This window comes from Arthrobacter sp. 24S4-2 (assembly GCF_005280255.1).
Lineage (GTDB): Bacteria > Actinomycetota > Actinomycetes > Actinomycetales > Micrococcaceae > Arthrobacter.
Genome location: NZ_CP040018.1, coordinates 5,183,874 through 5,210,091 on the forward strand (window position 1 = coordinate 5,183,874; position 26,218 = coordinate 5,210,091).

Here is a 26,218-nt window from a genome sequence, read left to right on the forward strand (position 1 = left end):
TGCGGGCCCGGCCTACCGGCGGGCAACGCCCTCCAGGTCAGACTCCGGGCGGTCCGCGGTGTCCCGCCGCGCAACCGAATCGGGCTCAGGCTTGCTGAGCTTTCCGGGCCACCAGATGCGCCGGCCAAGGTCGTAGGACAGCGCCGGAACCAGCAGCGAGCGGACCAGCACGGTGTCCAGCAGCACCCCGAAGGCGACGATGAAGGCGAGCTGGACCAGGAACATGATGGGGATGACGCCCAGCGCCGCGAAGGTTGCGGCGAGGACCACGCCGGCGGACGTGATCACGCCGCCCGTCACGCCCAGGCCCCGCAGGAGCCCCGGCCTGGTGCCGTGTTTGAGGGACTCCTCGCGGACCCGGCTCATCAGGAAGATGTTGTAGTCCACGCCGAGGGCCACGAGAAACACGAAGCCGAAGAGCGGCACCGTGGCGTCGGCTCCCGGGAATCCGAAGATGTTGTTGAACACCAGCGCTGAAACGCCCATGGCGGCGGCGTAGGACAGGACCACAGAGGCCACCAGCAGGACGGGCGCCAGCACGGAGCGCAGCAGCAGCATGAGGATGACCAGGATGACGGCCAGGACCACGGGGATGATGGTCACGAGGTCCCGCTGGGCCGTGGTGTTGGTGTCCAGTGCCGTGGCCGTCACGCCGCCCACCAGCGAACCTTCATCGGCCGTTTTGACGCTCTCGCGGAGCTTCACCACAACGTTTTCGGCATCAGTGGAGTCGGCCGCATAGTCGAGGATGGCGTTGATCAGCACCTTGCCGTCCCGGACACCGGGCGCCGTGGGTGCGCCGGGCGCGGCCGCTGCACCGCTGATGATGGGCACACCGCCGTCGGAGAGCAGGTAGGCCCCGCCGATGCCGTCGGTCGCCTTGACCTTGTCCAGCACGCGGTCGGCCGCGGCCTGGTCGGCGACGATCACCACGGGGCTGCCGGAGCCGGCGTCGAAGTGGCGGGCCAGGGCGTCCTGGCCGTCCACCGCGTTGGAAGCGGTCAGGATGACGTCGGTCTGCGGCACACCGTTGGCCTTGAGCTGCAGGATGCCGGCGGAAGCCGCCAGGAGCAGCAGCACGGAGGCGACCCATACGGTCCGCGGCCGGCGGGAGACCAGCGAGCCAGTGGCACGCCACAGCCCCTTCTGTCCTTCGAGCCCGGTGACCAGCTGCGGTTCACGCTCGGTTTCGGGCACCAGTTTTGGCCGGAACGGCCAGAAGGCGGCGCGGCCCAGCAATGCCATCATGGCCGGAAGCAGCGTCAGGGCCGCAAAGAGAGAACAAAGGATGCCGGCAGCCGCCACCGGGCCTAGCGCCTTGTTGGAGTTGAGGTCGGAGAACAGCAGGCAGAGCAGGGCAATGATCACGGTGGCGCCCGAGGCGAGGATGGGCTCGAAGGAGGCCTTCCAGGCCGTGAGCACGGCGGCGGTGCGGTTGGTGGTGTGGGTCAGGGCTTCACGGAACCTGGCCACGAAGAGCAGCGCGTAGTCCGTGGCCGCACCGATCACCAGGATGGACAGGATGCCCTGGCTTTGGCCGTTGAGCTGGATCCAGCCCAGCTTCGCCATCCCGAACACCAGCAGGATGGCGGCGCAGAGCGCGAACACCGATGTGAAAAGCACCGCGATGGGCAGCAGCAACGACCGGTAGACAATCAGCAGGATAACGAACACGGCGGCGAGGGCCACCAGCAGCAGGATGCCGTCAATCCCGGCGAAGGCGCTCACCAGGTCCGCCGCCAGGCCCGCCGGCCCCGTCACGAACGTCTGCATTCCTGCCGGCGCGGAAGCCGTCACTTCATCCCGGAGTTCCCGGACGATCTCTTTAACCTCCCCCGCGGACGGGATGGGCACCACGAACTGCACCGCCCGGCCGTCTTCCGACGGGATAGGGCCGATCACTGCGCTACCGGCCTGCAGGCTTGCGAGTTTGGCCTTGAGGACCGCGGCCTCGCCCAGCTGCGCGGGGGTGAACGCGGAATCGTTTTCGACCACGATGACGGCGGGGATCTCGTCCGAGTCCCTGAACCTGGCCTCCCAGCCCTGGGCCTCCGTGGCTTCCGCGCCGGCGGGAAGGAACGATGCCTGGTCGTTGGACGACACTTCATCCAACCGGCCGAAGGTGGGGCCGCCAACGCCGGCGATGGCCAGCCAGGTGACGACGAGCAGCACGGGGACCAGCCAGCGCAGCCAGAACGGGACGCGCGCGGTGCCGGAATTTCTCTGTTTCATGTGTCCTTCTGGTGTGCGCCGGGCAGGGCTAGAATCTATTCCACAATAGACTATCTCTACTATAGAGATAAATAGCAAGCGAAAAATCGTCGCGGATGATCCGTCAATGAGAGAATTTCCGCGGGGCGAAAGCATTCACCAGGGCAAAGAAGGAGGTTCGCCGTGTCAGAGGAGTCATCCGGGCGCCCCGAGCCTGCCGCGCCCCAGGGCCTGGTCCGGCTGCTGCAGGAGTTCACGCTCGAAGCCAACCGCTACGTGGACTCGGCGGGCGGCAGGAACCACATGCACCGCACGGACCTCAATGCGCTCGCCGTGATCATGCGGCATACGGCCAAGGACCAGATCGTCACTCCCGGGGTGCTCCGGAAGGAACTGAACCTCAGCTCCCCCGCCACCACCGCCTTGATCGACCGGCTGCACAACTCCGGCCACGTGCTGCGTGAGCGCCAGGGATCGGACCGCAGGCAGGTCCAGCTTCGCATGACACCCAAGGCCTACCGCGACGGCGGCGCCATGTTCCTTCCGCTGGCCCGCCAGATGGGCGCGGCGATGGCGGAGTTCACCCCGGCCGAGCTCGAGATAGCCGCCCGCTTCATGGGTTCGATGATCGAGGCGACTATCCGTGCAGCACAGGAAGCGGCCGGGCAGGACGCGGCTGGAAGCGTGCGCCCAGCCACACCGCAGCCGCAGCCAGCAGCACCGGAACCGCCAGCGCCCAGCCGCTGAAAAGCAGGATCAGCACCATCACGGCGGCCGCCACGATGACGCCGTACCAGGCCGCCGTACCCGGCCGCAGCAGCCGCGTTCCCGCAGCCAGGCCGAACGCGGTCACTGCGGTGAAGCAGGCCGAAGCCGCCCCGATCTGGAACTGCATGCTGGCCAGTCCGGCGATTGCCGCGCCGAAGGACAAGAGCGTCATCCCGGCCAGGGCGGCGAGGCTGGCGGCAGGCACCTCACCGGGACCGCCGCCGCGCGCCATCGCCGGCGGCAGCACGCCGTCGGCCGCCAATCTGGCGCCGAGCCGGCTTGCGCCGGCAATGAACGTGTTGAGCGGGCCGAACGTCAGCACCGCTGCGGCCACTGCGGTGAGCGGGGCGGCCAGGGGCCCCAGCCCCTTTTCGAGCAGGTCGGCAACCGGGACGGAACTGTCCGGCAAATCCGGGCCCAGTACCGCAACCGCCGCGGCGACGACGCCGATGTACACCACGCCGACGACGACGAGCGTCAGCCAGGTGGCGCGTTTGAGGTCGCGGCCAGGATTGCGGAACTCGGCCGCCAGGTGGGTCACCGCTTCCCAGCCGGCGAAGCAGAAGAACAGCAGGCTGGCCACTCCGCCCACCGGCCAGTGCCCGTGCGGGGCGAATGGTGCAAAGTTCCCAGCCCTGGCATAGGGCGCGGCCACGGCCACGGCGAGCGCGAGCAGGGCCACGAGCAGGACCATCAGCATCAGCTGGATGCGGCTGGAAAGCTTGATTCCGACGGCGTTGCTCGCGAATCCGGCCGCCAGCAGCAGTGCTGCGGCCACCAGCGCGGTCCCGTGGCCGCCACCAAGGGCATTGGCGATGTAAGTGCCGCCGATCACGGCCGTGGCGGGTGCGCCGAACGGAATGGCGAAGAAGAACAGATAACCCGCCACCACCGAGGCGCGGCGCCCGAAAGCCCGGGTGACGAAATGGGCGATCCCGCCGGCGTCGGGCTCCTGGCGGCTCATTTCGGCGAAACTGAGGGCGACCGGCGTGCAGAACAGCAGCAGCGCGGCCCAGGCAAGGAGCGAGGCCGGTCCCGCTTCCCGGGCGGCGATGGCCGGAAGGACCAAAACCCCGGATCCGAGGATCGCGCCCACGTAGATTCCTGTTGCCCGGAACAGCCCGAGCCCTGCCTTGCCTGCCTTGTTGTTTCCCACTCTTCCAATCCACCGCGAAGGCGGGTGCCGCAGAACCGGGGAAACTGACGGCCATGGACAATAAACTGCCTGTTTTCGTTCCGTCCGTTGCACGCATTTCCGCTCCGGAGTTGTAGCGTTTCCTTATGAGTGCGGAGCAGCCTGAAGATGTGTACACGCATGGACACCACGAGTCCGTGGTCCGCGCCCATGCCTCGCGGACCGCCGAGAACTCCGCCGCGTTCGTGATCCCCTACCTCACCCGCGGCTCGTCCGTGCTGGACGTCGGCTGCGGGCCCGGGAGCATCACCTGCGACTTCGCCGGCCTCGTCGCGCCGGGGCACGTGACCGGGCTGGACCGCTCTCCGGACGTGATCGCCCACGCCACCGAGCTCGCCTCCGATCGCGGCGTGGAGAACGTCGAGTTCGTGGCGGGCAACATCTATGACCTCGACTTCGAGGACGGAACGTTCGACGTCGTCCATGCCCACCAGGTGCTGCAGCACCTGACGGATCCGGTGGAGGCGCTGCGGGAGATGCGCAGGGTGGCCAAGCCGGGCGGCATCGTGGCCGTGCGCGACGCCGATTTCCACGGCATGAGCTGGTACCCGGCCATCCAGGAACTGGACGAATGGATGGACCTGTACCAGCGGATCGCGCGCCGCAACGGGGCGGAACCCGACGCCGGACGCCGACTCGTTTCGTGGGCCCAGGCGGCAGGGTTCGCCGACGTGGCGCCCACCAGCAGCAACTGGCTGTACGCCACAGGCCAGCAGCGCCGGTGGCAGGCCCGGGTGTGGGGCGAGCGCGTGCTGCACTCGGCGTTCGCGGACCAGGCGCTGGAATACGGCTTCGCCAACGCGGCGGACCTGGCCCGGATCTCTGCGGGATGGCACCGCTGGGGCTCCACCGACGACGGCTGGTTCCTGATCCCCAACGGCGAGGTCATCGCGCGGGCCTGAGTTTCATCCTTCGCTGAAACAGCGGTGCGATATCCACATAGGGCAATTAACTCCTGAGTCGCGATCCCTGCCGGCAATAGCCTCAAGGAATGATTATTCAAGCAGGCTTTGACCTCCAGATTCTGGCCCGGCCGCTTATCGTCCAGCAAGGGAGGGTCCTCCCCAGGCTCGTCGTAATAGGGCTGGATGCCGAGATGCAGCTGGACGGCGTTGAGGTTGTCAGTGACGAATTCGCCGGATCGCTGAAGCCCCATCACGATGCAATTCTGGATGGGCTGGATCCCGAGTGGACGAAGTATTTCGCAATCGCCCATGCCGGGATCTGGACCGAGCACAACTACCACTGCGACGATCCAATCCTCCTTGAGGCAGCGGAGCTGGAAACCGTGGCGGCCCATCGCGGATTCCACATGATCGGCCATTTTGGCCAGGACGAAACCGGGTACATGTCTGCCGGAGCGCATTCGTACTTTGACCAATATCCGCGCCATGTGGAGCTCCCCTGCACCATGACTCACTGGGTGAATTCGAAGGTCAGCACCTGTTGGCGCTGCTGCGTCTGACGAATTTTCCTGCAGCCCATTCCCTGGCCACCGATCTGTCCCTAGGATGCGAAGGAAAACCACCGGCGAGGAGAACCCCAATGCGTACATTGACCGCAGGCCTTTTCTATTCCGTGGACGGCGTGGTTGAGTCCCCCAACCTGTGGCAGTTCGACAGTTTCGACGAGGAACTCGGCGCCGGGATGAATCAGATGATGACCCGGGTGGAAACCGGGATCCTGGGCCGGGTGGGCTACGAGCAGTGGGCCAGTTTCTGGCCCAGCGCGGCCGACGACGCCAGCTTCGGCGAGTTCGTCAACAAGCTGCCGAAGTTCGTGGCCTCGAGGACCCTTTCGGGTGAGCTCGGATGGCAGAACTCCCGCCTTATGGACGCCCCGCTGGAGGAGTTCGTGGCCGGCCTCAAGAACGGTGATGGGGGCGAGATTGCGGTCTTCGCCAGCATCTCGCTGACCCGCCAGCTGCTGTTCGCGGGCCTGCTGGACTCGCTGATGCTGATGGTCCACCCCGTTATTGCGGGGAGCGGGCGGCGGCTGTTCGAGGACGGCGACCCCGTAACGCGGCTGGAGCTGCAGGATTCCCAGCGCACCAGCAAGGGAAACATGATCCTCAGCTACGGTGTCCGCGCAGCATAAGGCGGACAGCGACGTTGCGGCAGCTTTGCCGCCCCTAAACTGGATTGGTGCTCCCTTCACTTTGGCTGGCCCTGGCCGGCGCCGGCGTCCTGATCAGCTTCACTCCCGGAGCGGGTGCCATCAACACGATGAGCAACTCGCTGAACTCGGGTTTCCGGCGCTCCATCTGGGGAATCCTGGGCCAGCAGGCCGCGCTGGTGATCCACGTCCTGATCGTGGCACTGGGCGTGGGCGTCCTGGTGGCCAGCTCCCCTGTGGCATTCAACGTGATCCGGTACGCAGGAGCTGCCTACCTGGTCTATCTGGGCATCCGGCAGTTCCTGCACAAGCCCGATCTCGACCAGGAGAAAGCCGCCGAGCTCCGGAATGAACCGGCCGCCTCCATGTTCCGGCGCGGTCTGTGGGTCAACCTGCTGAACCCCAAGGCCATCGTCTTCTTCCTGGCCTTCATGCCGCAGTTCATCAGGCCTGAGCAGCCGCTGCTGCCCCAGTATTTGGTCCTGACGGCCACCGTGGTGGTCATCGACATCCTGGTCATGTGGTTCTTCTTTGCCGCCGCGGCCAAGTCATTCCAGCGGTTCACGCACAACGCGCACGGGCAGAAAGTCCTCAACCGGACATTCGGGGTGCTCTTCGTGGCCGTGGGCATCCTGCTGGCGCTGATCCACTAGCGGGGGTTGGTCCACTAGCGCGGCCCGCGAAAACAAGGCCACAACTGCCCGTTCGCGCTTAAAGCGCCGACTGCCCGAACCCGGATCCATGCCAGGATCCGGGTTCGGGCAGCTTTGGTTAGGGCTGCAGCTTTGGTTAGGGCTGCAGCTGCCCGTTCGCGGGCGTGAGCTTCCGCAGGTCCGCTTTCCGGATTTTGCCGCTGGCCGTCCGGGGCATCTCGTCCACGAACACCACCGACTTGGGGATCTTGTAGCGGGCCAGCCGGCCATCCAGGTGGGCCCGCAGCTGTTCTTCGCTCAGCTGTGCGCCCTCCCGCAGGAGCACCACGGCCCGCGGCACTTCACCCCACTTTTCGTCCGGCACACCGATCACCGCAACGCTGCCGACGGCGTCGAGCTCGGTGATGGCCTGCTCCACCTCCGCCGGATAGATGTTCTCGCCGCCGGAGATGATCATGTCCTTGAGCCGGTCCGAGATGAACACGAAACCGTCGTCGTCCTTGTAGCCCATGTCGCCGGACTTGAACCAGCCGTCCCCGGTGTAGGAGTCGGCGGTCGAGTCGGGACGGTTCCAGTATTCGTGGATGACGTTCGGGCCCTTGATCTGTATCTCGCCCACCGTGCCCGGTTCCGCGGGCATTGCGTCAGGATTGGCCAGGTCCGCTATCCGGACCTCCGTGAAGAAGTGCGGAAGTCCGGACGATCCTGCCTTGTCCCGGGACCGCGCCGCCGGCAGCGTGGTGGCTCCCGGCGCCGTCTCGGTCATCCCATAGCCGTTGGAGAAGCGCAGCCCGCGTTTCTCGTAGGCCTCCAGCACGCGCACCGGCACAGCTGATCCGCCGCAGGTGAGCTTGTTCAGGGAGCTGAGGTCCGTGGCTTCCCAGGCGGGATGTTCGCAGAGCATCTGGTACGTGGTGGGCACACCGCTGATGGTGGTGGCCCGGTGGTGCTCGATGAGCTGCAGGGTCCGGAGCGGATCGAACCTGGGTTCCAGGACCACGGTGCCGCCTTTGAGGAGCGTGGGCAGGACGCCCATGTCCAGGGAGGCCACGTGGAACATCGGCGAGATCATCAGGGCAACGTCCGTGGAGGCGAAGTCGAAATCGACAATCACGTTCATGCAGTTCCAGGTGATGTTTCCGTGTGTCAGCAGGGCGCCTTTGGGATGTCCGGTGGTTCCGGACGTGTAGAGGATCATGGCGCCGTCGTCCAGGCCCACCGGCTCGTCCGGGGCCACGTCCGCGCCGGACGCGACGACGTCCTCATAGTCCTCGGCCGCCGTCGTGCCTTCCTGTCGGGTGTCACCGGGGGAACGGTCGACGGCGATCCGCCGGCCTACCGCCGTCCCCGCCCCGCCGCGGACCGCCAGGTCCGAAAGGCTGTCGGCGTGCACCAGCAGGACTGCGCCGCAGTCCCGGAGCTGGAACTGGATTTCGGGCGGAGCCAGGCGCGTGTTGAGGGGGACGAAGACGGCCCCGGCCAGGCCGCAGGCGAAGAGTGTCTCCAGGAAGGACGGATCGTTCTCGCCCAGGTAGGCCACCCGGTCCCCGCGGGCAACGCCGCGGTCGCGGAAGGCGTTGGCGAGCCGGCTGGAGCGTTCCGCCAATTCCTCGTAGCTGAGCTCCCGGTCGCCGGCGATGATTGCTGTCTTGTTGCCCGACTTCGGGCGGCGCCGTTGCAGCCACGAGCCGATGCCAAAATTTTCCACGGCAAATCCTTTCTAATTAGACGGTAGTCCCTGGTGGCCGGATCAGGGCCGGACGGTCTGGAGATCGTTGTTCCTGGGCTCCCGGGTCAGCAGAATGAAGACGATCGAGACCACAGACATGATGGCCAGGTACCAAACCACGGAGCCCGTGTTCTGACCGGAATCCTTGAAGATCTGCGCCACGATGCCGGGCGTGAAGCCTGCACCGAGCAGCGTTGCCAGCTGGTAGCCCAGCGAGGCGCCCGTGTAGCGGGACGTGGTGCCGAACTGCTCGGACACGAACGCTGCGAGCGGCCCGAAGAGCGTGGAATGGATCATGAGCCCCACCGCGAACGCCACGAAGATCAGCATGATGTTGTTGGAGGACAGCAGCTGGAACATCGGCACGAGGTAGGTGATGAACACCAGCAGTCCGCCCACCATCACGGGCCGCCGCCCGAGCTTGTCCGAGAGCCTTCCGCCCAGGACCACAAAGACGATGGAGACCAGGGACGCGGCGGCGTAGGCGTAGAGCACTCCCTGCCGGTCGGCGCCCTTGGAGACGGCGAACGTCACAGCGAACGTTGCCAGCACCACCTGAAGGGCGAACCCCGCGGCGCCGGCCAGCATGGTGAAGATCAGCGTCTTGGGCCGGCGGAGCACCTGCAGTAGCGGGATTTCGCGGCGCACCGGAGCGGCGCTGCCCTGCGCGCCTTCGGCCTGGTCTCCTTCGGCCTGGTCTCCTTCTGCCTGTTCGGCGTCTTCCTGCTCCCGCTTCTCCTGTTCAAGGGCCGCCTTGAAGATGGGGCTCTCGGAGACCTTCAGGCGGACAAACATGCCCACGCCCAGCAGCACGAAGGAGAGCAGGAACGGCACGCGCCAGCCCCAGGCGAGGAACTGGTCGTTCGGCAGGGAAGAGAACGCGCCCAGGATGAACGTGCCCAGCACGGCGCCGGTCGGGGCGCCGGCGTTCACGAACGACGCCGCAAAGCCCCGCCGTCCGGACTCCGAGTGTTCCAGCGCCATCAGGGCGGCGCCGCCCCACTCGCCGCCGACGGCGATGCCCTGGAAGACACGGAGGATCACCAGCATCACGGCGCCCCAAGGGCCAACCACGGAGGCCCCCGGGACCAGGCCGATGAGCGTGGAGGCCACACCCATGACCAGCATTGACACAATGAGCATTCCCTTGCGGCCCACCCTGTCGCCGAAGTGGCCGAAGATGATGCCGCCCAGCGGGCGTGCCACGTAGCCGGCGGCGAAGGTGCCGTAGGCGGCCACCACGCCTACCCAGTCGTCCATTCCGGAGAAGAAGACCTTGGGGAAGACCACCGCGGCGGCCGTGGCGTAGAGGAGGAAGTCGTAGTACTCGATGGTGCTGCCCAGATAGCTGGAGGCGATGACCGTGCGCGCTTCCTTGCGGCGTTCGGCAGTACCCATGGCTTGGAGCTGAGTGAGTCCGGACATTGCTGTTCCTTAGGACAGAGGGACAAAAGGGTTGGTTACTTGTAGGAGCGGAAAACTGTAGAAGCGGCTTACTTGTAGAAGCGGGCCAGGAATTCGGCCACGACGGCGGGGCGTTCCTGGCCTTCGATCTGGATGGTGTTGGACACCTTGATCTGGGCGCCGCCCTTGACCTCGGTGACTTCGGCGATGGTGGCCTGCATGCGGATCCGCGATCCCACCTTCACCGGCGAGGTGAAGCGGACCTTGTCGAGGCCGTAGTTCACTTTGGTGGTGACGCCGTCGACGTCGAACAGCTCTCCCCAGAACGGGATGATGAGCGAGAGCGTGAGGAAGCCGTGGGCGATCGGGGCGCCGAACGGCCCGTCTTTGGCGCGTTCCGGATCCACGTGGATCCACTGGTCATCGCCGGTGGCGTCGGCGAACTTGTTGATCTGTTCCTGGGTGATTTCGCGGTATTCGGTCACGCCGAGGTCGGTGCCGGCGAGGGTGAGCAGTTTGTCGAAGTCGACGACGAGATTGGGCATCTTTGCCTCCTGTTGTGGTTCTTGGAGTTGCGGAAGTACGACGGCGGTGCGGTGGGGCCGCCGTCGGGTTTCAGTTGTTGTTCGGGTTCAGTCAGTGCGGCGCAGTTTGCGCTGTTCAGTTAGCGGCGTCAGCGGGTGAAGGCGCTTTCGCCGGTGAGGGCGCGGCCCACGATGAGCGCGTTGATTTCGTGCGTGCCTTCGTAGGAGTAGACGGCCTCGGCGTCGGCGTGGAACCGCGCGACGTCGGATTCGAGCGTGATGCCGTTGCCGCCCACCACTTCGCGGGCCAGGGCCACGGTTTCCCGCATCAGCAGGGACGTCTGCATCTTGGCCAGGGCGGAGTCCTGGTCGCGGTAGATCCCCTTGGTTTGCTGTTCGGTCAGCCGGACCACCAGGGACAGGGAGGCCGTGACGTTGCCGAGCATCCGGGCCAGTTTCTCCTGGACCAGCTGGAAGGATCCCAGCTGGCGGCCGAACTGCCGGCGTTCGGTCACATAGCGGAGGGCCGCTTCGAACGCACCGGCCTGGATGCCCGTGGCGATCCAGGCGACGTCGGAGCGCATGGCCCGGAGCATCGCGGCCACGTCCCTGAAGGAGTTCACGTCGTGCAGCCGCATGGATTCCGGCACTCGGACGCCGTCCAGGGTGATGTGGGCGTTCTGCATCATCCGCAGCGCGGTCTTGCCGTGGATCTTCTCCAGCGTCACGCCGTCCGCCTCGCGGTCCACCAGGAAGGCCTTGACCTGCCCGTCGGCCACGTCGCGGGCGAACACCGCCAGGACGTCCGCCGTGGCGGCTCCCCCGATCCAGCGCTTGGCACCGTCCAGGATCCACGAGTCCCCCTGCCGGCGGGCGATAGTGGAGAGCCCGCCTGCGATGTCCGAGCCGGACTCCGGTTCGGTCAGCGAGAAGACGCCTTTGAGCGTGAAGCCGATGACTTTGGGCATCCATTCGGCCTGCTGCTCGGCGGAGGCGCCAACGCGGATGGCCGTACGGAACAGCCCGGCCTGCGCGGTGTACCAGGTGGCCAACGACGCGTCCGTGCGGGCCAGCTCGAAGATCCGGAAGCCCTGGTAGATGCCCCGGGCGGGGCTGCTGCCCGGGCCGGTAAGTACTGCCGGTTCCATCAGGTCCAGATCGATCAGCGGCTGGGCGAGCTGCTGCGGAAACTCCCCGCGTTCCCAGTACTCGGCCAGCAGCGGCTGTGCTTCGCGGTCCAGGAAGCTCCGCAACCGTCCCAGCACGCGGCGCTCTTCCCCGGTGAGGAGGGACTCGGCGTCGTAATAGTCGCAGACGCCGTATAGCCGGGTCTTTTCGGCAGTAGGCGTCTGCTCAGCTGTAGTGGCACTCATGTCAGCCGTCCAGCCCGAGCAGGCGCACCGCGTTGTGCTTGAGGATCTTTGGCCGGACCTCGTCCTTGAGCTGAAGGTCCGCGAAGGCGCCCAGCCATTTCTGCGGCGTGATCAGCGGAAAATCGGTGCCGAAGAGGACCTTGTCCTGCAGGACCGAGTTGGCCATGCGGACCAGGGACTCCGGAAAGTACTTCGGGGACCAGCCGGAGAGGTCGATGAACACGTTGGATTTGTGGGTGGCGATCGAGTTGGCCTCGTCCTGCCACGGCACGGAAGGGTGGGCCATGATGATCTGCAGTTCCGGGAAGTCGGCGGCCACGGCGTCCAGGAGGAGCGGGTTGGAGTAGGCCAGCTTGATGCCGTAGCCGCCGGGAAGGCCGGCGCCCATGCCGTTCTGACCGGTGTGGAAGATGGCCGGCAGACCCAGTTCCTGGAGGGTTTCCCAGAGCGGGTAGAACTGTTCGTTGGAGGGGTCGAAGCCCTGCAGGCTGGGGTGGAACTTGAAGCCGCGGGCGCCAAGGTCGATGGCCTGGCGCTTGGCGCCCTGGATGGCCTCGGCGCCGGTGCGCGGATCCACGCTGCCGAAGGGGATCAGCACGTCGTTGTTCCTGGCCGCGCCGACGATCAGGTCCTCGATGCTGTTCGGTTCGTGCTTGAGCTGGGTGCGGGCGTCCACAGTGAACACGACGGCGGCCATGTTCAGTTCCCGGTAGACCTCCGCGATCCGGTCCAGCGACGGCGTGCGGTCCTCGGACTTGAAGTACTTGGCCGAGGCCTCGGTGAGTGCCGGCGGGAGCGACTCGTGGCCGTGGCCGTCCACTTCGAGGTGGACGTGCATGTCGATCGCGTCGAGCTTCGGGGCGTCGATGCCGAGCTCGTAGCGGGTGGCAGCCATGGCTAGCCGACCTTCGCAGGAGCTGCGGCCGGCTGCGCTTCCGGCTGGAGGTCTTCGGGCAGTGGCAGGAATTCCTCGCCCACGCCCTGCAGCTTGCCGCCGAAGAGCGGGCCGAAGTTCTCCACGAGGTCCTCGTAGCGCCAGCCGCCCTCGCGGTATTCGGTGGCTGCGGCCTCGGGATGGGTCCAGAGCTGGAGCCGATCGCCGCCGGCGCCGATGACCTGGCCGGTGATGCCGGCCGCCTCATCGGAGGCGAGGAACGCGACCAGTCCGGAGACGTCGCCGGCCGTTCCAAAACCGAGTTCGTGGCGGAAGAACGCCGGCATCGCCTCGCCGCGCTCATCCGCTTCCACCGCCTTCCGGAAGTACGGGACGGTCTTTGTCATGGCCGTGGCGGCCACCGGGATGACGGCGTTGGCGGTTACGCCCGCCTTCTTCATCTCCAGCGCCCAGGTGCGGACCATGCCCACGATCCCGGCCTTGGCCGCGGCGTAGTTGGTCTGGCCGAAGTTGCCGCGCTGCCCGGTGGGCGAGCCGATGGTGATGATGCGGCCGGCGATGCCGTTTTCCTTGAAGTAGGCGAACGCTTCCCGGACGCAGGTGAAGGTGCCGCGGAGGTGGACGTTGATGACGGCGTCGAAATCCTCGTCGGTCATTTTCAGCAGGCTCTTGTCGCGCAGGATGCCGGCGTTCGTGACCAGGATGTCCAGGCGCCCGAACGCCGTGACGGCTGCCTGCACCAGCTGCTTGGCAACGTCCGTGCTTCCGACGGGAGCGACGACGGCGGCTGCCTTCCCGCCGTCGGCCTCGATGGTCCGGACCGCTTCCGCAGCCACGTCGGCGTCGACGTCGTTGATGACGACGGCGGCACCCTGCCGGGCTAGTTCCCGGGCGTAGGCCATGCCCAGGCCCCGGCCGCTTCCGGTGACGATTGCTACTTTGCCTGACAGGCTCATGGCTGCTCCTTTGCTAGCTGACCTTGTGCATCCCTGCCATCGACGTGGGATGCTGTTCTGTATCCATGAAAATATGGATAGTTGAAAATGTCAACGATTTATTTTGACGATTATTGGAGTTGGGCATGACGATCGAGACACAGGGAGGTCAGCGGACCGGGCAGGCCCACAAGCTTGTTGCCGCGTCCATCAGCCAGGACCTGGGGTTTCTGCTGGCCAAGCTGCATGCCACGGGTTCCGTAGTGAATAACAGGGCGTTGGCCGAGTTCGACCTCAAGGAACGCTCGTACTCGATCCTCATGCTGGCAAACAGCGGGCTGGAGCCGACGCAGCGCGAAATGGCGGGCTTCCTCAGCTTGGATCCCAGCCAGATCGTGGCCCTGGTGGATGAGCTGGAGAAGCGGGGGCTCGTACTGAGGGCGCCCGGAAAGCAGGACCGCCGGGCGAAGACCGTCACGGCCACCGCCAAGGGAGGAAAGCTGCTCGAGCAGGCCGGCATTGCCGCGCGAAAGGCCGAAGCGGAAGTGCTCGACGGCCTGCCCGCGGAGGAAGCGGCCCAGCTCAAGGCCCTGCTCCGCAAGGCACTGTGGGGTGTCGCCTAACGTCGCGGAGCGTCCGGGCGTGGGGTGTCGGTTAGCCTGCCGGGTTGTCCGGGCCTTGGGTGTCGGTTAGCCTGCCGGGCTGTCCGGGCGCGGGCGCCCGTGGCATGCGGCGCCGTTCCGCCGCGCCAGCTCGGCCACGACCGCAGGGCTCACCAGACCGGCATGGTTCGGCCCGGGATTGCCGGAGTGGTTCCTCAGGAGGTCCACCAGGGCCTGGAGCTCGCCGGTCGGAACGGCCGACAACGAGGCGTAAGACTTGAAGATGCGCCGCTCAGCCATGCCTGAGACGCGGCTCCCCGGCGCGTTCAAGTCGCCCTCGAAGAGGGTCTGGCGGCAGCGGCTGATGCAACCGGGAGACGGACTTTTTCGAGCATGGGACATCCTCAGTGAAGAATCCGGAGGCTGCCTGCATAACCCGAAGCCAGAATACCGCAGGCACCCGGCGCGCGGAATCCCGTCCGGGAGTCCTGCCCTACACATAAACTGCGCCGGTCGGAAGGGCCGACGGCGACTGGGGACAGCCCGGGTCTCAGCGGGCTTTTCGCCGCCGGCCCCATAACAATTTTAGGAGATTCTGGCCCTCCGCGGGCGAGTGGAGGCTACCCGTTTTCGCCGGTTCGCCTAGGCGGACTTGGTCCCGGACACGCGGCCTTCGGCGCGGGCTGAGCGGCGGTTCCGGAGCCAGCGGCGGAAGAGGTCAACCATGGCCAGCAGGCCCGCGAGGGGCGAGAGCACCGCTGCGGAATAGACGAAGAGCAGCCAGGTGAGCGTCGCGATCGGCGGCTGGTTGGTGCTCAGGAGTGACAGCCCCCCGAAGAATGCAACGGTCCAGAAAACCACGACGCCAAAAAGCACCGCCGCAGCAGGGAAATACTCGTTTGTCACTACGGTCATCACAGTGTTCAATGCTCTTCCTCCTGACTGGTTTGGCGCCGGATATCACCGCGTCATTCTCAGTATGGGGGCACCGAATCCCGGATCCCGGCAGGACGCAGAAAGCGTGACCAAAATAACCCTTGCGCGTCGCCGGCCGCGCTCTGCCCAACGTGACAGCGGTATCGGCGACCGGCTGGTGTGCCGGACGCCGACACCCCGCCCCGCTCGTCACGTCAGGCCGGCGACGTTCCGGCCCGGCTGAGGTGGCGGGCGAAGAACCGGGTCGCGCTGTCGGCCTCGAATCTTGGCACGTCGCCATGCCCGCCCGCGTTGGCGTGCAACGTCTTTCCTTCGAGGCGAAGGCGTCGAACAACGCGAGACCGGATTGCCGGTCGACGTGCTCGTCGTCCCACTGGAGCAGAAACTCGATCGGGACGGTGATCTGTGCCGCCGCCTCGGTCAGGGATTCATGCCCGGGACAACCGAAGACCGCCGCCGTGATCCTGGGTTCGACCGCCGTCAACGGCACGCCGATGCCCGTCCCTGCATGATGCCCCAGAAGCCGATCGGATCGCGGGGTGGCGGGCGGCCAATTCTTCGAAGCCTTCACGACCTGAGTCGTCCGGCAGCAACCAAAGCCATGCCCGCCTCCCCTGGGTAGCCACGACCCTACAACGGCCACGGAAGACCACCCGGCAACAACATAAGGATCATCAACCAGGTGACCGCCGGCCCCGCGACGTTATCGATGTCGGTCGAGCCTGGATCCGCGGTGAGGTGCGTATGGGTGACGCACACCGGGCGGCCTTCCAGGCGAATGACGCGGCCGCCGCTACTCGGCATGGGCCGTTGTCGTGTCCTCACCTACGAGCGGCACGGCGGCGGCAACTATTGGCCGCTCAGCCGGACCCGCACCGCCGAGTGGTGACATGATGGGCGCATGAGCCGAGTCACGTGTGATCTGACCATCTCCCTCGACGGATTCGCCGCCGGCCCGAATCAAAGCCTGGCGGAGCCCCTGGGCGAGGGCGGAGAGCTGCTGCACAGATGGCAGTTCGAAGAAGCCCAAGCCAACGCGGCCGCCCGCGAAGGCATCCTCGCGGCCGGCGCCTACATCATGGGACGGAACATGTTCGCTGGGCCCGGGGCGTGGGATGAGGAATGGCGGGGATGGTGGGGTGAGGAACCGCCCTATCACGCCCCAGTGTTCGTTCTCACCCAGCATCCACGCGAGCCCCTGGAGATGCAGGGCGGCACGACGTTCAACTTCGTGACCGACGGGATCGAATCGGCGTTGGCCCAGGCCCGGAAGGCTGCTGGCAGCAAGGACGTGGCCATTGCCGGAGGACCGCAGACCGTCCGCCAATACCTTTCGGCGGGGCTGATCGACGAGCTGCGGCTCCACATCGCGCCCATCGTCCTGGGAGCGGGCGAGCGGCTGCTCGACGGCGTCGCGAACCTCAAGCTTGAGCCGACGGAAGTGAGCGGTACCCGCCTCGTCACCCACGTGCGCTATCGGGTAATCCGCTGAAAAGCTGACGCTCAATCGTCGGCGCCATCGCGCGTAAGGAGGCCCTAGGAGGGCGGGCAGGCGTTGTCAATAAGGAGCCGGGCCAGGCGGAGGGCGCGCTTGCCGTATGTGGCGCCGTCGAGGACGGCGGCGGTGGCGTAGGCACCGTTGAGGACGATGAGCAGTTCGTCCGCGAGCTGGCCGGGGTCCTGGGCGTCGGCGTTGACGGCAAGGGAGCGGAACCAGCCCCGTACCTGCTTCTTGTGTTCTATGGCCACCAGGTGTGCGGGGTGCCGGCCCTCGGGGAACTCCGTGCTGGTGTTCAGCATCGGGCACCCCCGGTAGGAGGGGGCGGCCGTGTCCCCGGCGAGCACTTCGAAGACAACCATCAATTTGCCCCTTGGAGTGGACGGCTCCTCGGCGGCCAGCTGCATGCGCTCGAACCAGGCGTCCGCTCGCCCCTGCACGTAGGCTGTGGCGAGGGCGTCCTTAGTGGGGAACTGGCGGTAAATGGTGGCGTTCCCTACGCCGCATTCCTTGACCACGGTGTCCATCCCGACCGCACGGATGCCCCGCTGGTAGAACAGGCGCGTCGCCACCTCAAGCACGTTGCGCCGGTTATCCTCGCCACTCTTGCGTGCCACGGAAACCTCACTCCTTCTGAATTTTCACCTGAACTTTGTTTCCTCAAGTTTGACAGACGGATCGATCCGTCACAAACTATTCGAGAACGATCCGTCACATCGGGTCGCTTGTTACAGAAAACGCATGAAGGAGATCACCCCATGAAGACCGCTATCCTCGGTACTGGGCACGTCGGACGCACGATCGCAGCACGGCTGGCCGAACTCGGGCACACCGTCACCATCGGCACCCGCGACCCTGAGGCCACACTTGCCCGCACCGGCACCGACACCACGGGCACTGCGCCGTTTGCCGCCTGGGCTGCAGAGAACGCCGGCATCACCCTGGCCAGCTTCCGCGACGCCGCAGCGGGGGCCGAGCTCATCGTCAACGCCACCAACGGTGCCGCATCCCTGGACGTCCTGGCCCAGGCAGCGGCCGAAAACCTCGACGGCAAAGTCATCCTCGACATCGCCAACCCCCTCGACTTCAGCCACGGCATGCCCCCGACCCTGTTCGTCAAGGACACCGATTCCCTCGGCGAGCAGATCCAGCGCGCTTTCCCCGCCGCCCGCGTCGTGAAGTCCCTCAACACCCTCAACGCCGACCTCATGGCACATCCGGCCTCACTCCCCGACGGCGGCACGGTCTTCGTCTCCGGGAACGATGCCGACGCCAAGCACACCGTCACCCAGCTACTGAAGGAGTTCGGCCACCAGGATGTCATTGACCTCGGCGACATCACCACCGCCCACGGCACCGAAATGCTCCTGCCCGTCTGGCTTCGCCTTTGGGGCGCACTCGGCACGCCCGCCTTCAACTTCAAGATTGTCCGCTAAGCCCTGGAGACGGGTCCTACGGCTTCCAACGCCAGGCACGCGCGGTTGACACACTCCGCTGCCGCAGAACGCCGCCCGCCGCTCACCGGACACTTCTCCGGACGGGTCTTACGGGACGGTCCGCCGTGAGTTCAGCCAGACTGAAGTCCCATTCCGTGGAACCCACGGCTTTTTTCGGGATGAAATGCGATAACCGGCGCGGTTCAGATTTCGCCATTGCGCATGGGGCCGTTGAGGGTGATTGACCTTCCGGGCTTAACCGCCGTGTTCGAGCTGGGCTTAGGTGATGGCTTGGGCGAAAGCGGTGTATCTGCTCGCGGTGGTGTGGCCTATGTTGAAGATCAGGGCGAGGTGCAGGGGGTCGGGCCCGATGCTGAGCGCTTCGTGAAGGATCCGATCATTGCGGATGCGGTCGATTCCTACACCGTCTGGCAGCAGCTGGTCTGTGATGTACGTCTGGCTGACGGAGCCGACGCCGTGGGCGGTGCCGCGGGAGATGAGCAGATGCGGGTTGGGTGTGTGCGGCCACGTGCTGCGGCGGTGTTCGGTCCAGACTTTCAAGGCCCGATGGGCCAGTGGCCCGAGAGGCTGGGCGACGCCGCGGAGGGTGATGCGCCGGTTGGGGAGGTCGACGTCGTCGAGGATGAGACCGCGGATGGTCGTGGCGTCGGCGGCGTGGACGGCCGCCAGGGCGACGACGAGCCGCTGCGCGGGGGTGGTGACGCGGGTTTCGATCGCACGGATCTCGGCGTCGGTCATCGGCAGCAGGCTGCGCTCACCGCCGGGATTGGTCAGGCGGGCTGTGGGATTGGTGAAGACGACCCGCCGTCGGGTGGCGAAGCGGAACAGTGAGCGCAGCGCGGTGATCGTGTTGCTGCGCGGCCATCCGCGCAAGGGCTCGATTGCGGTCGCGATGTCCGTGGAGGTAATCTCGCGCAAGTGTCCGCGGCTGGCTGACCACTGCTCCAGCAGCGGTCTGACGGAACCGAAGTAGCTGTAGACCGTTCGCGGCGATCGTGGCCGGCTGCGGGTGTCGCCGTCGAGGAGCACGAGCAGCCAGGCACGGACATCGGAGGCGAACGCGGCCGGCAGTTCATTGGTGCGGCGGTGGATCCAGGAACGGATCGCCGGCTCGGTGTCATCATCGAGCAACCCTGCGGCAGCGAGCACTTCGGCGATTCGGACACCGCGGCCTCGCTCGGACGCGCGGTGCCTGACCTCGGTGAGCGGGACAGTGTCGCCCGGAGCCCGGTCGTTGAGCAGCAGTGTCAGGCCGTCCAGCACGTAAAGGAAGGTCGCAGGTGACCAGCCGTGGGCCTGGCCGACCTGTTCGGCGCGGGCAGCCGCGAGGCGCAGGGCCGGCTTCTCGGAGCCGAGCGCCGGGTGACGCCATCTCGGGGGCGGCGGGGTTCCGGTCTGGCACCGGATCTCCGAGGCTCGTTTCCGGCAGTTAGGTCTGCAGTAGAGCCGGTCTCGGCGGCCGTCGGTGAAGACGGAGCCGCAGCGGACGCAGATCACCGCGGGGGCAGCGACCGCCCGGTGCGGGCGCGCGGTTTGACTGCGTGGTCCTGGCCGACAGCGAGGGTGCGCTCGGTGCTCGCCGGCGTCGGCGCGGGCACCGAGTCGGCGTCGGGCAGGAGCAGATCCTCGACGCCGCAGCCGAGCACCGCGCAGATCACATCGAGCTCGTCGAGACGGACCGTGTTTGGCTGGCCGGACCACAGCCCTGACATCTTCCCGGCGCTGATCACGAGGCCGCGCTCGGCGAGCATCCGCTTGAGCTCGCTGGCCTTCCAGATTCCGCGATTTGCCGCGGCCAGCCGGAGATTCCACTTCATGAGGTCAATCCCTTCCAACGGTCGGTGGCGCGCTCGTGGCCGCGCAGCCAGGCCTCTTCAACGTGAGAACGGTGGACATGGACGTACCGGGCCGTCGTTCCGGTCCACGTATGGCCCAGCAGCTCCTGAATCGCGAACAGCGTCATCCCGGAACGGTAGAGCTGGGATGCGCAGTAATGCCGCAGCACGTGCGGGGTGAGCTTGCCGGACCAGGCAGGCAGGTGCGCGTCCGTGGCTTCGGCCAGTGAGCGCCGGAACACGTCCGCGGTCGCACGAGCGCACGACCCATCGCCATTCTTGCGCTCGGACGGAAACAGTGGGGCACCAGGGCGAGCATCGTCGGCGTCGAAGTGGCCCCACACGTCCTCGATGAACCAACGCAGACTGCGGTCGGCGCCGTTGATCAGCGGTACCAGCCGAGGTTTGGGCCCCTTGCGACGCGAGCCCTTGCCGTGGCGGACGTTCAGCTTGCCGAACCGGCCCAATTCCCACCGCACGTCATCGAGGTCGAGCATGCGGGCCTCGTTGATCCGCAGCCCCACATCGGCAGCCAGCCGAGCCACCGCATAGTTGCGGGCAGCCGGACCGAACTTCCGGCAGGAGACCAATTCCTCCCGCCACCCGGCGAACAACCGGTCGATCTCGGGTTCGGTGGGCGGCACCCGCAACTGCGGGTCCGTTGAGGCACGCGGGCGGTTCATCTCATCCAACGGGCATTCGATGACACGTCCAGTAAGGCCGTGCAGCTCGACTTTGTGGCGGAGCTCGAGGAACTCGAAGAACACTGACAGCGCGCCCGCCCGACCGGTCCGAGTTGCTGGCCTGGCATCACGCAGTACCTTGCCGAAATAGGCATCGGCATCGGCAGGCTGCATCTCCCAAAGAGGCCGGCCGAACCAAGCCCTGATCAGCTCGAGATGGTTGGTGTCGTTGCGGATGGTGCTGTCGACCAATCCCGCCGAGGCACGAGCCAGCACGAACTCGGCGAGCAGGTCGGTCTCGAAGTCTGCGATTTCTTCTTCAGTCATCAACCGCTGATGTTCACGAAGATCACGCACAAGTGCCAGAGTCACGACTTGCCTCCTACTTCGAGTTCATCCTGAATGAAGCAATCACCTTCTAGACGAAATTCTGACACGCTTGGTGACAATCTTTCAGGAGGAGCCTCAGGTGAGTCCTGCCGGCATTAATAGCCCGAATCCGGGGCTATGGGGCCATGTATAGACGGCAGCCGGATCCAACGAACTCGTCGACTATTGCCCACTGTTTAGACCGGTATTGCAACGTCGCAGGTCAGAGTCCCAGATTCCCCGTAGCGGGACCGGCCTATGACACGATGCGGTCTTGCTTCGCGCGGGCGCGGTGTTTGCGGACGTTGTCACGGTTTGCGCAGCGCACGGAGCAGTAGCGCTGGCGACCGTTGCGGGTGACATCGACCACCACTGCCCTGCAGGGATCGCCTGATGACCTCCCTGCGGCGCATCGGCTGAGCCTATGAGCGCCGCGAGTGCTGAGGTGCAGCGCCGTTCCGACACTGATCACGGCGAGCAACACATGCGGAAGAGCCTGGTCAAGGTCGCGGTAGTGAAGGTGCCATCCTTCACCGTCGTGATCGGTGAGGCGCGGATAGGCGGCGGCAGCAGCCATCTGGGCGTTCAACAGAGCGGCCCTGTTCTGTGGATCGGGTTCATCGACGACTGAGAGCCACTCGTCAATGACGTCGCGGGTTTGCTCATAATCGTCTCCGGCGGAGAGCTTGTAGTCCATCGTCATACCGAACTCACGGGTCCGCTGCACGAGACCGTCCCTATCGGCTGGCCAATCGTTGGCCAACGAGGCGGCGAGGAGTACCGCGTATTCACCGTAAGGGTTGAGATGCATAAGGCTATTACATCATTGTTGGAGTCATGACGATTCTTCCTTGGGCTGCCGATCTGCAGACACGATATATGTATCCAGCGAGCAGGACGGTTCGCTCGTGATCGCGGCGACAGACTTCGGAACGGGAGTCTCGCTGGTCGCGGCAAGCGGGATGGCTCTAACGGCACTCGGCATGGTGCTCACGCCGGGCCCGAACATGGTCTACCTGGTCTCGCGCAGTGTGAGTCAAGGGCCAGTGGCGGGAATGATCTCTCTCGCCGGCACCTGTGCTGGCTTCCTCGTCTACATGACGATGGCGAACCTCGGGCTCGCGATGGTGTTCGTCGCGGTGCCGTGGCTCTATGCCGGAATGAAAGCCGCAGGAGTCCTCTACTTGGCCTACCTCGCGTGGCAGGCACTCAAGCCCGGCGGTCGCGGCGTCTTCGACGTTCGTGCACTCCCTCGCGATTCCGCACGCAAGCTCTTCCGCATGGGCCTCCTCACGAACCTGCTGAACCCAAAAACAGCCGTGATGTACCTTGCGCTTATTCCGCAGTTCATCGACTCGGGCCGGGGAGGAACAATTGCCCAGGGCTTCTCCCTCGGAGCGATCCAGATTGCCCTGAGCATGCTTGTGAACGCACTTATCGTCCTCGGTGCCGGGTCGATCTCTGCATTCCTCTCCACCCGGCCGAGCTGGACGAAATGGCAGCAACGTGTCACCGGCTCGGCGCTTGGCGTGGTGGCGGTCCTCCTCGCGCGGGAAGTGCCTGAAAAAGCACGCATGTAGCGATTCTGAGGATGAGAGTTCGCCGGGCCTATGTGCCCACACCGCCGGCGCGGCCAGCCTTAGCGTAGGCTGCCTGTGCGGCTACAGCCCTAGCCATCTGGATATTCGACCGAAGAATCCCGCACTGACCGCCGCGCCCTCCGCCCAAAAATCAAATGGCAGCCTGTAACCCGGCTCCCGACGGGTGTGCCCCTTAGGCGCCGTCGCCCGAGTAGTGGAGCAAAACCACGCCGTTGCCGAACGTCCGCGTCCCCTCGAGCCTGAGGTCCATCCGGACACCAGGGGCCTCGTGAATCACCGTGGTATTCCAGCCTGCCCGCGTGAGGGTCCGTGAAAAGACGAACTTGGGCATCTCGCGCCAGATCCCGGCGAACTCGACGAGTTCCGCCGAGATGTCCGGATCCTGGTCGGCAGTGGGCCAGTAATCGGCCATCAGCTCATGGGTGACGCGTCCGAACATGAAGGCTCCCATCGTCCGGAACTGCTCGTTCAAGTGGCGAAGGAGTTCGTCATCCACCAGGTGCCAGCTGATGTCCCGGTCGGGCGTCTCGAAGAACCCGTCCAAGGAGACCGACATCATGAGGATGATCTGGCGCATTCGAGTACCTCCGGTGGCGGCGAAAGGCGGCGTGGCCGTCGTCGTACCTTTCAGTGAAGCACTCCCGGATCCGGCGGAAAAGGGCATGACCCAAGCGGCAGCCTACCCGGTCCTTCGTCGGTGCAATTTCGCAAGGTGTTGGTGGACCTCCAAGTAGGTTTCCACCGAATTCAGTCCCTGCTGCTGGAAGAGTTCATATCTCCCGTGGTGTATTCGAACGCTGGCGGTAGGGTTTCTCGTATCCGCTAGCTACTCGGTCTTTGGGGGACGATGATGATAGGAACCGCAGTCGAGATGGCAGACCCTCTGGTGCCGTCTTTGGGATCCTGGGTTTCTTATTGATGGTGAACGCGGTCCTATTCATAGGTGCGCTGATCAGTATCGCGCGGACCAGGAATCACACCACCGGAAGCCAGGTCGTTTGGGCATTGATCGTGCTTGCGTTGCCGGTCATTGGAGCGTTGACGTGGTTCCTGATTGGGCGCAGAGTGAAGAACACCGCCGCCCTGAAGCAGTAGGGGCCAACTAGTTACCAAGTAGCATTCCGACGAGTTCGGGCTGTATTGAGGCCACGTTTGACCTCGCACCTTAGTGATGAGCTACCCCGTTCACGGCGGGGGTCTTAGTTCCTTGTTTTGCCGAGCAATCCCTAGTGGGGATGGCCATCACGCAACGGCTCAATGGAGAATAGCGCCATGGGCGGATCGATGTACGAGCGCAGGGACTCCGTCCCACACCACTCCTCCCTCCGTGACCGCATGAGGGCGGAACTCGAAGCCTTTGGCCCCTACGCAGTCCGCACAGACACAAAGGGAATCGAGCCTGGCAGCGTATCCACACCCTCACAGCGAGGTACAACCGGAGAGGCGGTCATTGCACGCTTCGCCATCGCGTCAGGGCCGGGCGCCGGAGCCGACGCACCCGAGTGCCTGGCGACCTTCAAGCCCGATCGACCCGGGCCCTATCACGCAGCATTCCTCCTGGCAGCCCTTACCAACGAGCTGACCGAGTTTGCCAGGACGCGGTTGCTCTCAGGTCTACACGAGCGCCTTCAAGGAAGGCTCGGTGCACCACGGGACACAAGCCCAGTCTCTCGCGTTCTCCACGGACGCCGGCATGACGTGGAACAAATACGCAGGCAACCCGGTGCTTGGCCGCGGCTCGGCCCATTTCCGGGATCCCAGGGTGTTCCGCTACGAGGGACCGGCCGGTTCCTGCTGGGTCATAGTGGCGGTGGAGGCCCAGCATCAGCAGGTTGTGCTGTACTGCTCGGCCAACCTCAAGGATTGGGAATACCTGAGCACCTTCGGCCCTGCAAACGCCACAGGAGGCGAATGGGAATGTCCCGACCTGTTCCCGCTCCCCGTCGACGGAGACCCGGACAGCGTCAAGTGGGTCCTGGTGGTCAATATCAACCCGGGTGCCGTGGCCGGCGGCTCGGGAGGGCAGTACTTCGTCGGCGACTTCGATGGGGTGCAGTTCACCGCAGAACCTGATTCACTCGTTCCAGCGGATGCCGACGGGACCACGGATCTCAGAGACTGTCTGTGGCTCGACTGGGGACGTGACTACTACGCCGCCGTCTCCTTCAGCAATGCCCCGGAGAACCGTCGCATCATGATCGGCTGGATGAACAACTGGGACTATGCCAACTCCTTGCCCACGTCTCCGTGGCGCTCCGGGATGTCGCTTGCCCGCGAGGTCGAGCTCGCGACGGTGGACGGTTTGCCGCGCCTGGTGCAGCGCCCGGTGCTCCCGTTGGACTGTGGGGAGCCGGCCCGCACCGTCCAGGACGTGGAACTTCACGACTCCCTGCTGCAACTGTCCGACGCGACGCCCGGATCAGCCCAGCTGATCGAGGCCGAGATCCTGCCCGGCACGGCCCGGACCGTTGCTTTCAGGCTTCTCGGCGCATCGGGCGGGAGCGCCGCAACGGTTCTCAGCTTCGATGCCGTTACGAGCCAGCTCACCCTGGATCGCCGCAACTCCGGAAACACCGCCTTCCACGGAAAGTTCGCGTCGGCTGAGTCGGCACCGGTGAAGCTCGACGACGGCGTGCTAAGGCTCCGTGTAATCGTCGACCAGAGCTCCGTGGAGGTCTTCGCCCAAGGCGGCAGGGTTGTCCTGAGCGATCTGGTGTTCCCCCTGTCCGGGAACCTGGGCACCGAAGTGTGCGTGGAAGGCGGCACGGCCATTGTGCGGAAACTGGCCGTCACGGCCTTGTCCTAAAGACAGCACCGCACTCCAGTGCCCACCCACGGCCTGCCGGAAACATCGGCAGGCCCCACGACTGGTCTATCAGGGCGCTCTCCCCGGGCCGATTCGGTTTGTCGGAGCCGACACCAGCTGTAGGACTGTCTCTGGCTAGCGTTTTGGCCAGATCCTCACGACTTTCACGGCCCGTTCCAGCTCCTCGCGCAGCGCCCGGTTCTCGAGAGTGAGGCGCTGGAGGTGAGCGATGGCGACTTCGAGCTGGCCGCGGAGGCGGGCTTTGTCGTTGCGCAGCTGTGCGATGGCGCTCATCGCGTCCGTACCGGGCTGCAGGCCAAGGTCCTCAACGCGTTCGCCGGCACATCGCACTACAACCCGCTGGATACGTCCTACCCGACTGTCACTGTGACGTTGCCCTTGCCCACCGCGGATCCGGTGCTGCTGACGAAAGCCTCGCACGCGCTGCTCCCCCGGATCCAGGAAGGAACCTTGCTGGAGGACATCAGCCGCAAGTACGGGCGGGGCTCGGTGGGCCTGGGACATGCCGGCATCCGGGGCGGACCCGACTGGTCCATGGAACGCGGCATGCTCTCGCCGCGGTACACCACCAACTGGGACGAGCTGCCAGTCGTCCGGGCAGCCTGAAG

27 protein-coding genes and 2 pseudogenes are annotated in these 26,218 nt (G+C 65.6%); 13 read left to right on the forward strand and 16 right to left on the reverse strand.

Features of this window, described 5'->3' with window-relative positions:
* Positions 1–12: 12 nt before the first annotated feature.
* A complete protein-coding gene (locus tag FCN77_RS24075; protein ID WP_137324313.1) occupies positions 13–2,232 on the reverse strand; it encodes an efflux RND transporter permease subunit in 2,220 nt (739 codons plus the stop codon).
* A 162-nt stretch (positions 2,233–2,394) separates the two neighbouring features.
* On the opposite strand from FCN77_RS24075, the gene FCN77_RS24080 reads away from it, so the two are divergent.
* The gene (locus FCN77_RS24080; RefSeq protein WP_137324314.1) at positions 2,395–2,958 is read left to right on the forward strand and encodes a MarR family winged helix-turn-helix transcriptional regulator; all 564 of its coding nucleotides are present in this window, start codon (positions 2,395–2,397) and stop codon (positions 2,956–2,958) included.
* Here FCN77_RS24080 and FCN77_RS24085 read toward each other — a convergent pair.
* Positions 2,849–4,135 (reverse strand): APC family permease, encoded by a 1,287-nt coding sequence (locus tag FCN77_RS24085; protein WP_254678732.1) that lies wholly within the window; start codon positions 4,133–4,135, stop codon positions 2,849–2,851. The genes FCN77_RS24080 and FCN77_RS24085 overlap by 110 nt on opposite strands.
* Positions 4,136–4,260: 125 nt before the next feature.
* Here FCN77_RS24085 and FCN77_RS24090 point away from each other — a divergent pair, with 125 nt between their 5' ends.
* The 4 genes from FCN77_RS24090 (at position 4,261) to FCN77_RS24105 (ending at position 6,942) form a co-directional block, all read left to right on the forward strand.
* On the forward strand, positions 4,261–5,076 hold the full coding sequence (locus FCN77_RS24090; protein ID WP_137324315.1) for a class I SAM-dependent methyltransferase: 816 nt from the start codon (positions 4,261–4,263) through the stop codon (positions 5,074–5,076).
* An 89-nt stretch (positions 5,077–5,165) separates the two neighbouring features.
* Positions 5,166–5,639 (forward strand): hypothetical protein, encoded by a 474-nt coding sequence (locus tag FCN77_RS24095; RefSeq protein ID WP_137324316.1) that lies wholly within the window; start codon positions 5,166–5,168, stop codon positions 5,637–5,639.
* An 80-nt stretch (positions 5,640–5,719) separates the two neighbouring features.
* Positions 5,720–6,271: a dihydrofolate reductase family protein gene (locus tag FCN77_RS24100; protein WP_137324317.1), complete on the forward strand. Its 552-nt coding sequence runs from the start codon at positions 5,720–5,722 to the stop codon at positions 6,269–6,271.
* A gap of 47 nt (positions 6,272–6,318) precedes the next feature.
* A complete protein-coding gene (locus FCN77_RS24105; protein WP_137324318.1) occupies positions 6,319–6,942 on the forward strand; it encodes a LysE family transporter in 624 nt (207 codons plus the stop codon).
* 136 nt (positions 6,943–7,078) lie between these two features.
* Here FCN77_RS24105 and FCN77_RS24110 read toward each other — a convergent pair whose 3' ends face one another.
* The 6 genes from FCN77_RS24110 to FCN77_RS24135 form a co-directional block, all read right to left on the reverse strand.
* On the reverse strand, positions 7,079–8,650 hold the full coding sequence (locus FCN77_RS24110) for a long-chain fatty acid--CoA ligase (RefSeq protein ID WP_137324319.1): 1,572 nt from the start codon (positions 8,648–8,650) through the stop codon (positions 7,079–7,081).
* A 42-nt stretch (positions 8,651–8,692) separates the two neighbouring features.
* Positions 8,693–10,096: an MFS transporter gene (locus tag FCN77_RS24115; RefSeq protein ID WP_137324320.1), complete on the reverse strand. Its 1,404-nt coding sequence runs from the start codon at positions 10,094–10,096 to the stop codon at positions 8,693–8,695.
* Positions 10,097–10,164: 68 nt separating this feature from the next.
* Complete coding sequence (locus FCN77_RS24120) at positions 10,165–10,620, reverse strand: MaoC family dehydratase (RefSeq protein ID WP_137324321.1); 456 nt, start codon at positions 10,618–10,620, stop codon at positions 10,165–10,167.
* A gap of 128 nt (positions 10,621–10,748) precedes the next feature.
* Entirely contained in the window at positions 10,749–11,972 is a 1,224-nt protein-coding gene (locus tag FCN77_RS24125; protein WP_137324322.1) for an acyl-CoA dehydrogenase family protein, read from the reverse strand.
* A 1-nt stretch (position 11,973) separates the two neighbouring features.
* On the reverse strand, positions 11,974–12,867 hold the full coding sequence (locus tag FCN77_RS24130; protein ID WP_137324323.1) for an amidohydrolase family protein: 894 nt from the start codon (positions 12,865–12,867) through the stop codon (positions 11,974–11,976).
* Positions 12,868–12,869: 2 nt separating this feature from the next.
* Positions 12,870–13,823 carry an SDR family NAD(P)-dependent oxidoreductase gene (locus tag FCN77_RS24135; protein ID WP_137324324.1) on the reverse strand — a complete coding sequence of 318 codons (954 nt, stop codon included), beginning with the start codon at positions 13,821–13,823 and terminating at the stop codon, positions 12,870–12,872.
* A gap of 125 nt (positions 13,824–13,948) precedes the next feature.
* Here FCN77_RS24135 and FCN77_RS24140 point away from each other — a divergent pair, with 125 nt between their 5' ends.
* Positions 13,949–14,425, forward strand: coding sequence for a MarR family winged helix-turn-helix transcriptional regulator (locus FCN77_RS24140; protein ID WP_175417382.1), 477 nt, complete (start codon positions 13,949–13,951; stop codon positions 14,423–14,425).
* 66 nt (positions 14,426–14,491) lie between these two features.
* Here the strand turns inward: FCN77_RS24140 and FCN77_RS24145 are convergent, their stop codons facing one another.
* Complete coding sequence (locus tag FCN77_RS24145) at positions 14,492–14,704, reverse strand: hypothetical protein (protein ID WP_137324325.1); 213 nt, start codon at positions 14,702–14,704, stop codon at positions 14,492–14,494.
* Positions 14,705–15,046: 342 nt separating this feature from the next.
* Positions 15,047–15,319, reverse strand: a complete 273-nt coding sequence (locus FCN77_RS24150) for a hypothetical protein (RefSeq protein ID WP_254678733.1) — start codon at positions 15,317–15,319, stop codon at positions 15,047–15,049.
* A gap of 726 nt (positions 15,320–16,045) precedes the next feature.
* On the opposite strand from FCN77_RS24150, the gene FCN77_RS27860 reads away from it, so the two are divergent.
* On the forward strand, positions 16,046–16,234 hold the full coding sequence (locus FCN77_RS27860; protein ID WP_368074348.1) for a hypothetical protein: 189 nt from the start codon (positions 16,046–16,048) through the stop codon (positions 16,232–16,234).
* 7 nt (positions 16,235–16,241) lie between these two features.
* On the forward strand, positions 16,242–16,832 hold the full coding sequence (locus tag FCN77_RS24160; RefSeq protein WP_137324327.1) for a dihydrofolate reductase family protein: 591 nt from the start codon (positions 16,242–16,244) through the stop codon (positions 16,830–16,832).
* A gap of 44 nt (positions 16,833–16,876) precedes the next feature.
* Here FCN77_RS24160 and FCN77_RS24165 read toward each other — a convergent pair whose 3' ends face one another.
* On the reverse strand, positions 16,877–17,455 hold the full coding sequence (locus FCN77_RS24165; RefSeq protein ID WP_254678734.1) for a TetR/AcrR family transcriptional regulator: 579 nt from the start codon (positions 17,453–17,455) through the stop codon (positions 16,877–16,879).
* A gap of 141 nt (positions 17,456–17,596) precedes the next feature.
* On the opposite strand from FCN77_RS24165, the gene FCN77_RS24170 reads away from it, so the two are divergent.
* The gene (locus FCN77_RS24170) at positions 17,597–18,274 is read left to right on the forward strand and encodes an NADPH-dependent F420 reductase (RefSeq protein WP_137324328.1); all 678 of its coding nucleotides are present in this window, start codon (positions 17,597–17,599) and stop codon (positions 18,272–18,274) included.
* A 279-nt stretch (positions 18,275–18,553) separates the two neighbouring features.
* Here the strand turns inward: FCN77_RS24170 and FCN77_RS24175 are convergent, their stop codons facing one another.
* The 4 genes from FCN77_RS24175 to FCN77_RS24190 all read right to left on the reverse strand — a co-directional run bounded on the left by FCN77_RS24175 (position 18,554) and on the right by FCN77_RS24190 (position 21,993).
* Positions 18,554–19,792, reverse strand: coding sequence for a hypothetical protein (locus FCN77_RS24175; RefSeq protein WP_217496145.1), 1,239 nt, complete (start codon positions 19,790–19,792; stop codon positions 18,554–18,556).
* On the reverse strand, positions 19,789–20,112 hold the full coding sequence (locus tag FCN77_RS24180; protein ID WP_123253988.1) for a helix-turn-helix transcriptional regulator: 324 nt from the start codon (positions 20,110–20,112) through the stop codon (positions 19,789–19,791). Before FCN77_RS24180 ends, FCN77_RS24175 begins: the two co-directional genes overlap by 4 nt.
* A complete protein-coding gene (locus tag FCN77_RS24185) occupies positions 20,109–21,185 on the reverse strand; it encodes a site-specific integrase (protein WP_137324329.1) in 1,077 nt (358 codons plus the stop codon). The genes FCN77_RS24180 and FCN77_RS24185 overlap by 4 nt, the downstream gene beginning before the upstream one ends.
* A 253-nt stretch (positions 21,186–21,438) precedes the next feature.
* Positions 21,439–21,993 (reverse strand): CGNR zinc finger domain-containing protein, encoded by a 555-nt coding sequence (locus FCN77_RS24190; RefSeq protein WP_137324330.1) that lies wholly within the window; start codon positions 21,991–21,993, stop codon positions 21,439–21,441.
* Between the two features lie 97 nt (positions 21,994–22,090).
* Here FCN77_RS24190 and FCN77_RS24195 point away from each other — a divergent pair, with 97 nt between their 5' ends.
* On the forward strand, positions 22,091–22,762 hold the full coding sequence (locus FCN77_RS24195; protein ID WP_254678735.1) for a LysE family translocator: 672 nt from the start codon (positions 22,091–22,093) through the stop codon (positions 22,760–22,762).
* A 193-nt stretch (positions 22,763–22,955) separates the two neighbouring features.
* Here the strand turns inward: FCN77_RS24195 and FCN77_RS24200 are convergent, their stop codons facing one another.
* Positions 22,956–23,360 (reverse strand): dihydrofolate reductase family protein, encoded by a 405-nt coding sequence (locus FCN77_RS24200; RefSeq protein ID WP_137324331.1) that lies wholly within the window; start codon positions 23,358–23,360, stop codon positions 22,956–22,958.
* Between the two features lie 341 nt (positions 23,361–23,701).
* Between FCN77_RS24200 and FCN77_RS27865 the strand changes: the two genes are divergently transcribed.
* The 3 genes and pseudogenes from FCN77_RS27865 to FCN77_RS24215 all read left to right on the forward strand — a co-directional run.
* On the forward strand, positions 23,702–23,878 hold the full coding sequence (locus FCN77_RS27865) for a PLDc N-terminal domain-containing protein (protein ID WP_137324332.1): 177 nt from the start codon (positions 23,702–23,704) through the stop codon (positions 23,876–23,878).
* Positions 23,879–24,395: 517 nt separating this feature from the next.
* A pseudogene (locus tag FCN77_RS24210) lies at positions 24,396–25,589 on the forward strand (glycoside hydrolase family 32 protein); the annotation flags it as partial.
* 309 nt (positions 25,590–25,898) lie between these two features.
* A pseudogene (locus tag FCN77_RS24215) lies at positions 25,899–26,216 on the forward strand (DUF4113 domain-containing protein); the annotation flags it as partial.
* Between the last annotated feature and the right edge of the window lie 2 nt (positions 26,217–26,218).

What these genes read in the sequence shown, in the direction of transcription:
- FCN77_RS24090 (WP_137324315.1), top strand. Translation starts at nt 4,261, where the DNA reads ATGAGTGCGGAGCAGCCTGAAGATGTGTACACGCATGGACACCACGAG.
- FCN77_RS24135 (WP_137324324.1), bottom strand. Translation starts at nt 13,823, where the DNA reads ATGAGCCTGTCAGGCAAAGTAGCAATCGTCACCGGAAGCGGCCGGGGC.
- FCN77_RS24100 (WP_137324317.1), top strand. Translation starts at nt 5,720, where the DNA reads ATGCGTACATTGACCGCAGGCCTTTTCTATTCCGTGGACGGCGTGGTT.
- FCN77_RS27865 (WP_137324332.1), top strand. Translation starts at nt 23,702, where the DNA reads ATGGTGAACGCGGTCCTATTCATAGGTGCGCTGATCAGTATCGCGCGG.
- FCN77_RS24145 (WP_137324325.1), bottom strand. Translation starts at nt 14,704, where the DNA reads ATGGCTGAGCGGCGCATCTTCAAGTCTTACGCCTCGTTGTCGGCCGTT.
- FCN77_RS24190 (WP_137324330.1), bottom strand. Translation starts at nt 21,993, where the DNA reads ATGCATCTCAACCCTTACGGTGAATACGCGGTACTCCTCGCCGCCTCG.
- FCN77_RS24160 (WP_137324327.1), top strand. Translation starts at nt 16,242, where the DNA reads ATGAGCCGAGTCACGTGTGATCTGACCATCTCCCTCGACGGATTCGCC.
- FCN77_RS24140 (WP_175417382.1), top strand. Translation starts at nt 13,949, where the DNA reads ATGACGATCGAGACACAGGGAGGTCAGCGGACCGGGCAGGCCCACAAG.
- FCN77_RS24125 (WP_137324322.1), bottom strand. Translation starts at nt 11,972, where the DNA reads ATGAGTGCCACTACAGCTGAGCAGACGCCTACTGCCGAAAAGACCCGG.
- FCN77_RS24200 (WP_137324331.1), bottom strand. Translation starts at nt 23,360, where the DNA reads ATGCGCCAGATCATCCTCATGATGTCGGTCTCCTTGGACGGGTTCTTC.
- FCN77_RS24180 (WP_123253988.1), bottom strand. Translation starts at nt 20,112, where the DNA reads ATGAAGTGGAATCTCCGGCTGGCCGCGGCAAATCGCGGAATCTGGAAG.
- FCN77_RS24120 (WP_137324321.1), bottom strand. Translation starts at nt 10,620, where the DNA reads ATGCCCAATCTCGTCGTCGACTTCGACAAACTGCTCACCCTCGCCGGC.
- FCN77_RS24150 (WP_254678733.1), bottom strand. Translation starts at nt 15,319, where the DNA reads ATGACCGTAGTGACAAACGAGTATTTCCCTGCTGCGGCGGTGCTTTTT.
- FCN77_RS24115 (WP_137324320.1), bottom strand. Translation starts at nt 10,096, where the DNA reads ATGTCCGGACTCACTCAGCTCCAAGCCATGGGTACTGCCGAACGCCGC.
- FCN77_RS24130 (WP_137324323.1), bottom strand. Translation starts at nt 12,867, where the DNA reads ATGGCTGCCACCCGCTACGAGCTCGGCATCGACGCCCCGAAGCTCGAC.
- FCN77_RS24075 (WP_137324313.1), bottom strand. Translation starts at nt 2,232, where the DNA reads ATGAAACAGAGAAATTCCGGCACCGCGCGCGTCCCGTTCTGGCTGCGC.
- FCN77_RS24095 (WP_137324316.1), top strand. Translation starts at nt 5,166, where the DNA reads ATGATTATTCAAGCAGGCTTTGACCTCCAGATTCTGGCCCGGCCGCTT.
- FCN77_RS24170 (WP_137324328.1), top strand. Translation starts at nt 17,597, where the DNA reads ATGAAGACCGCTATCCTCGGTACTGGGCACGTCGGACGCACGATCGCA.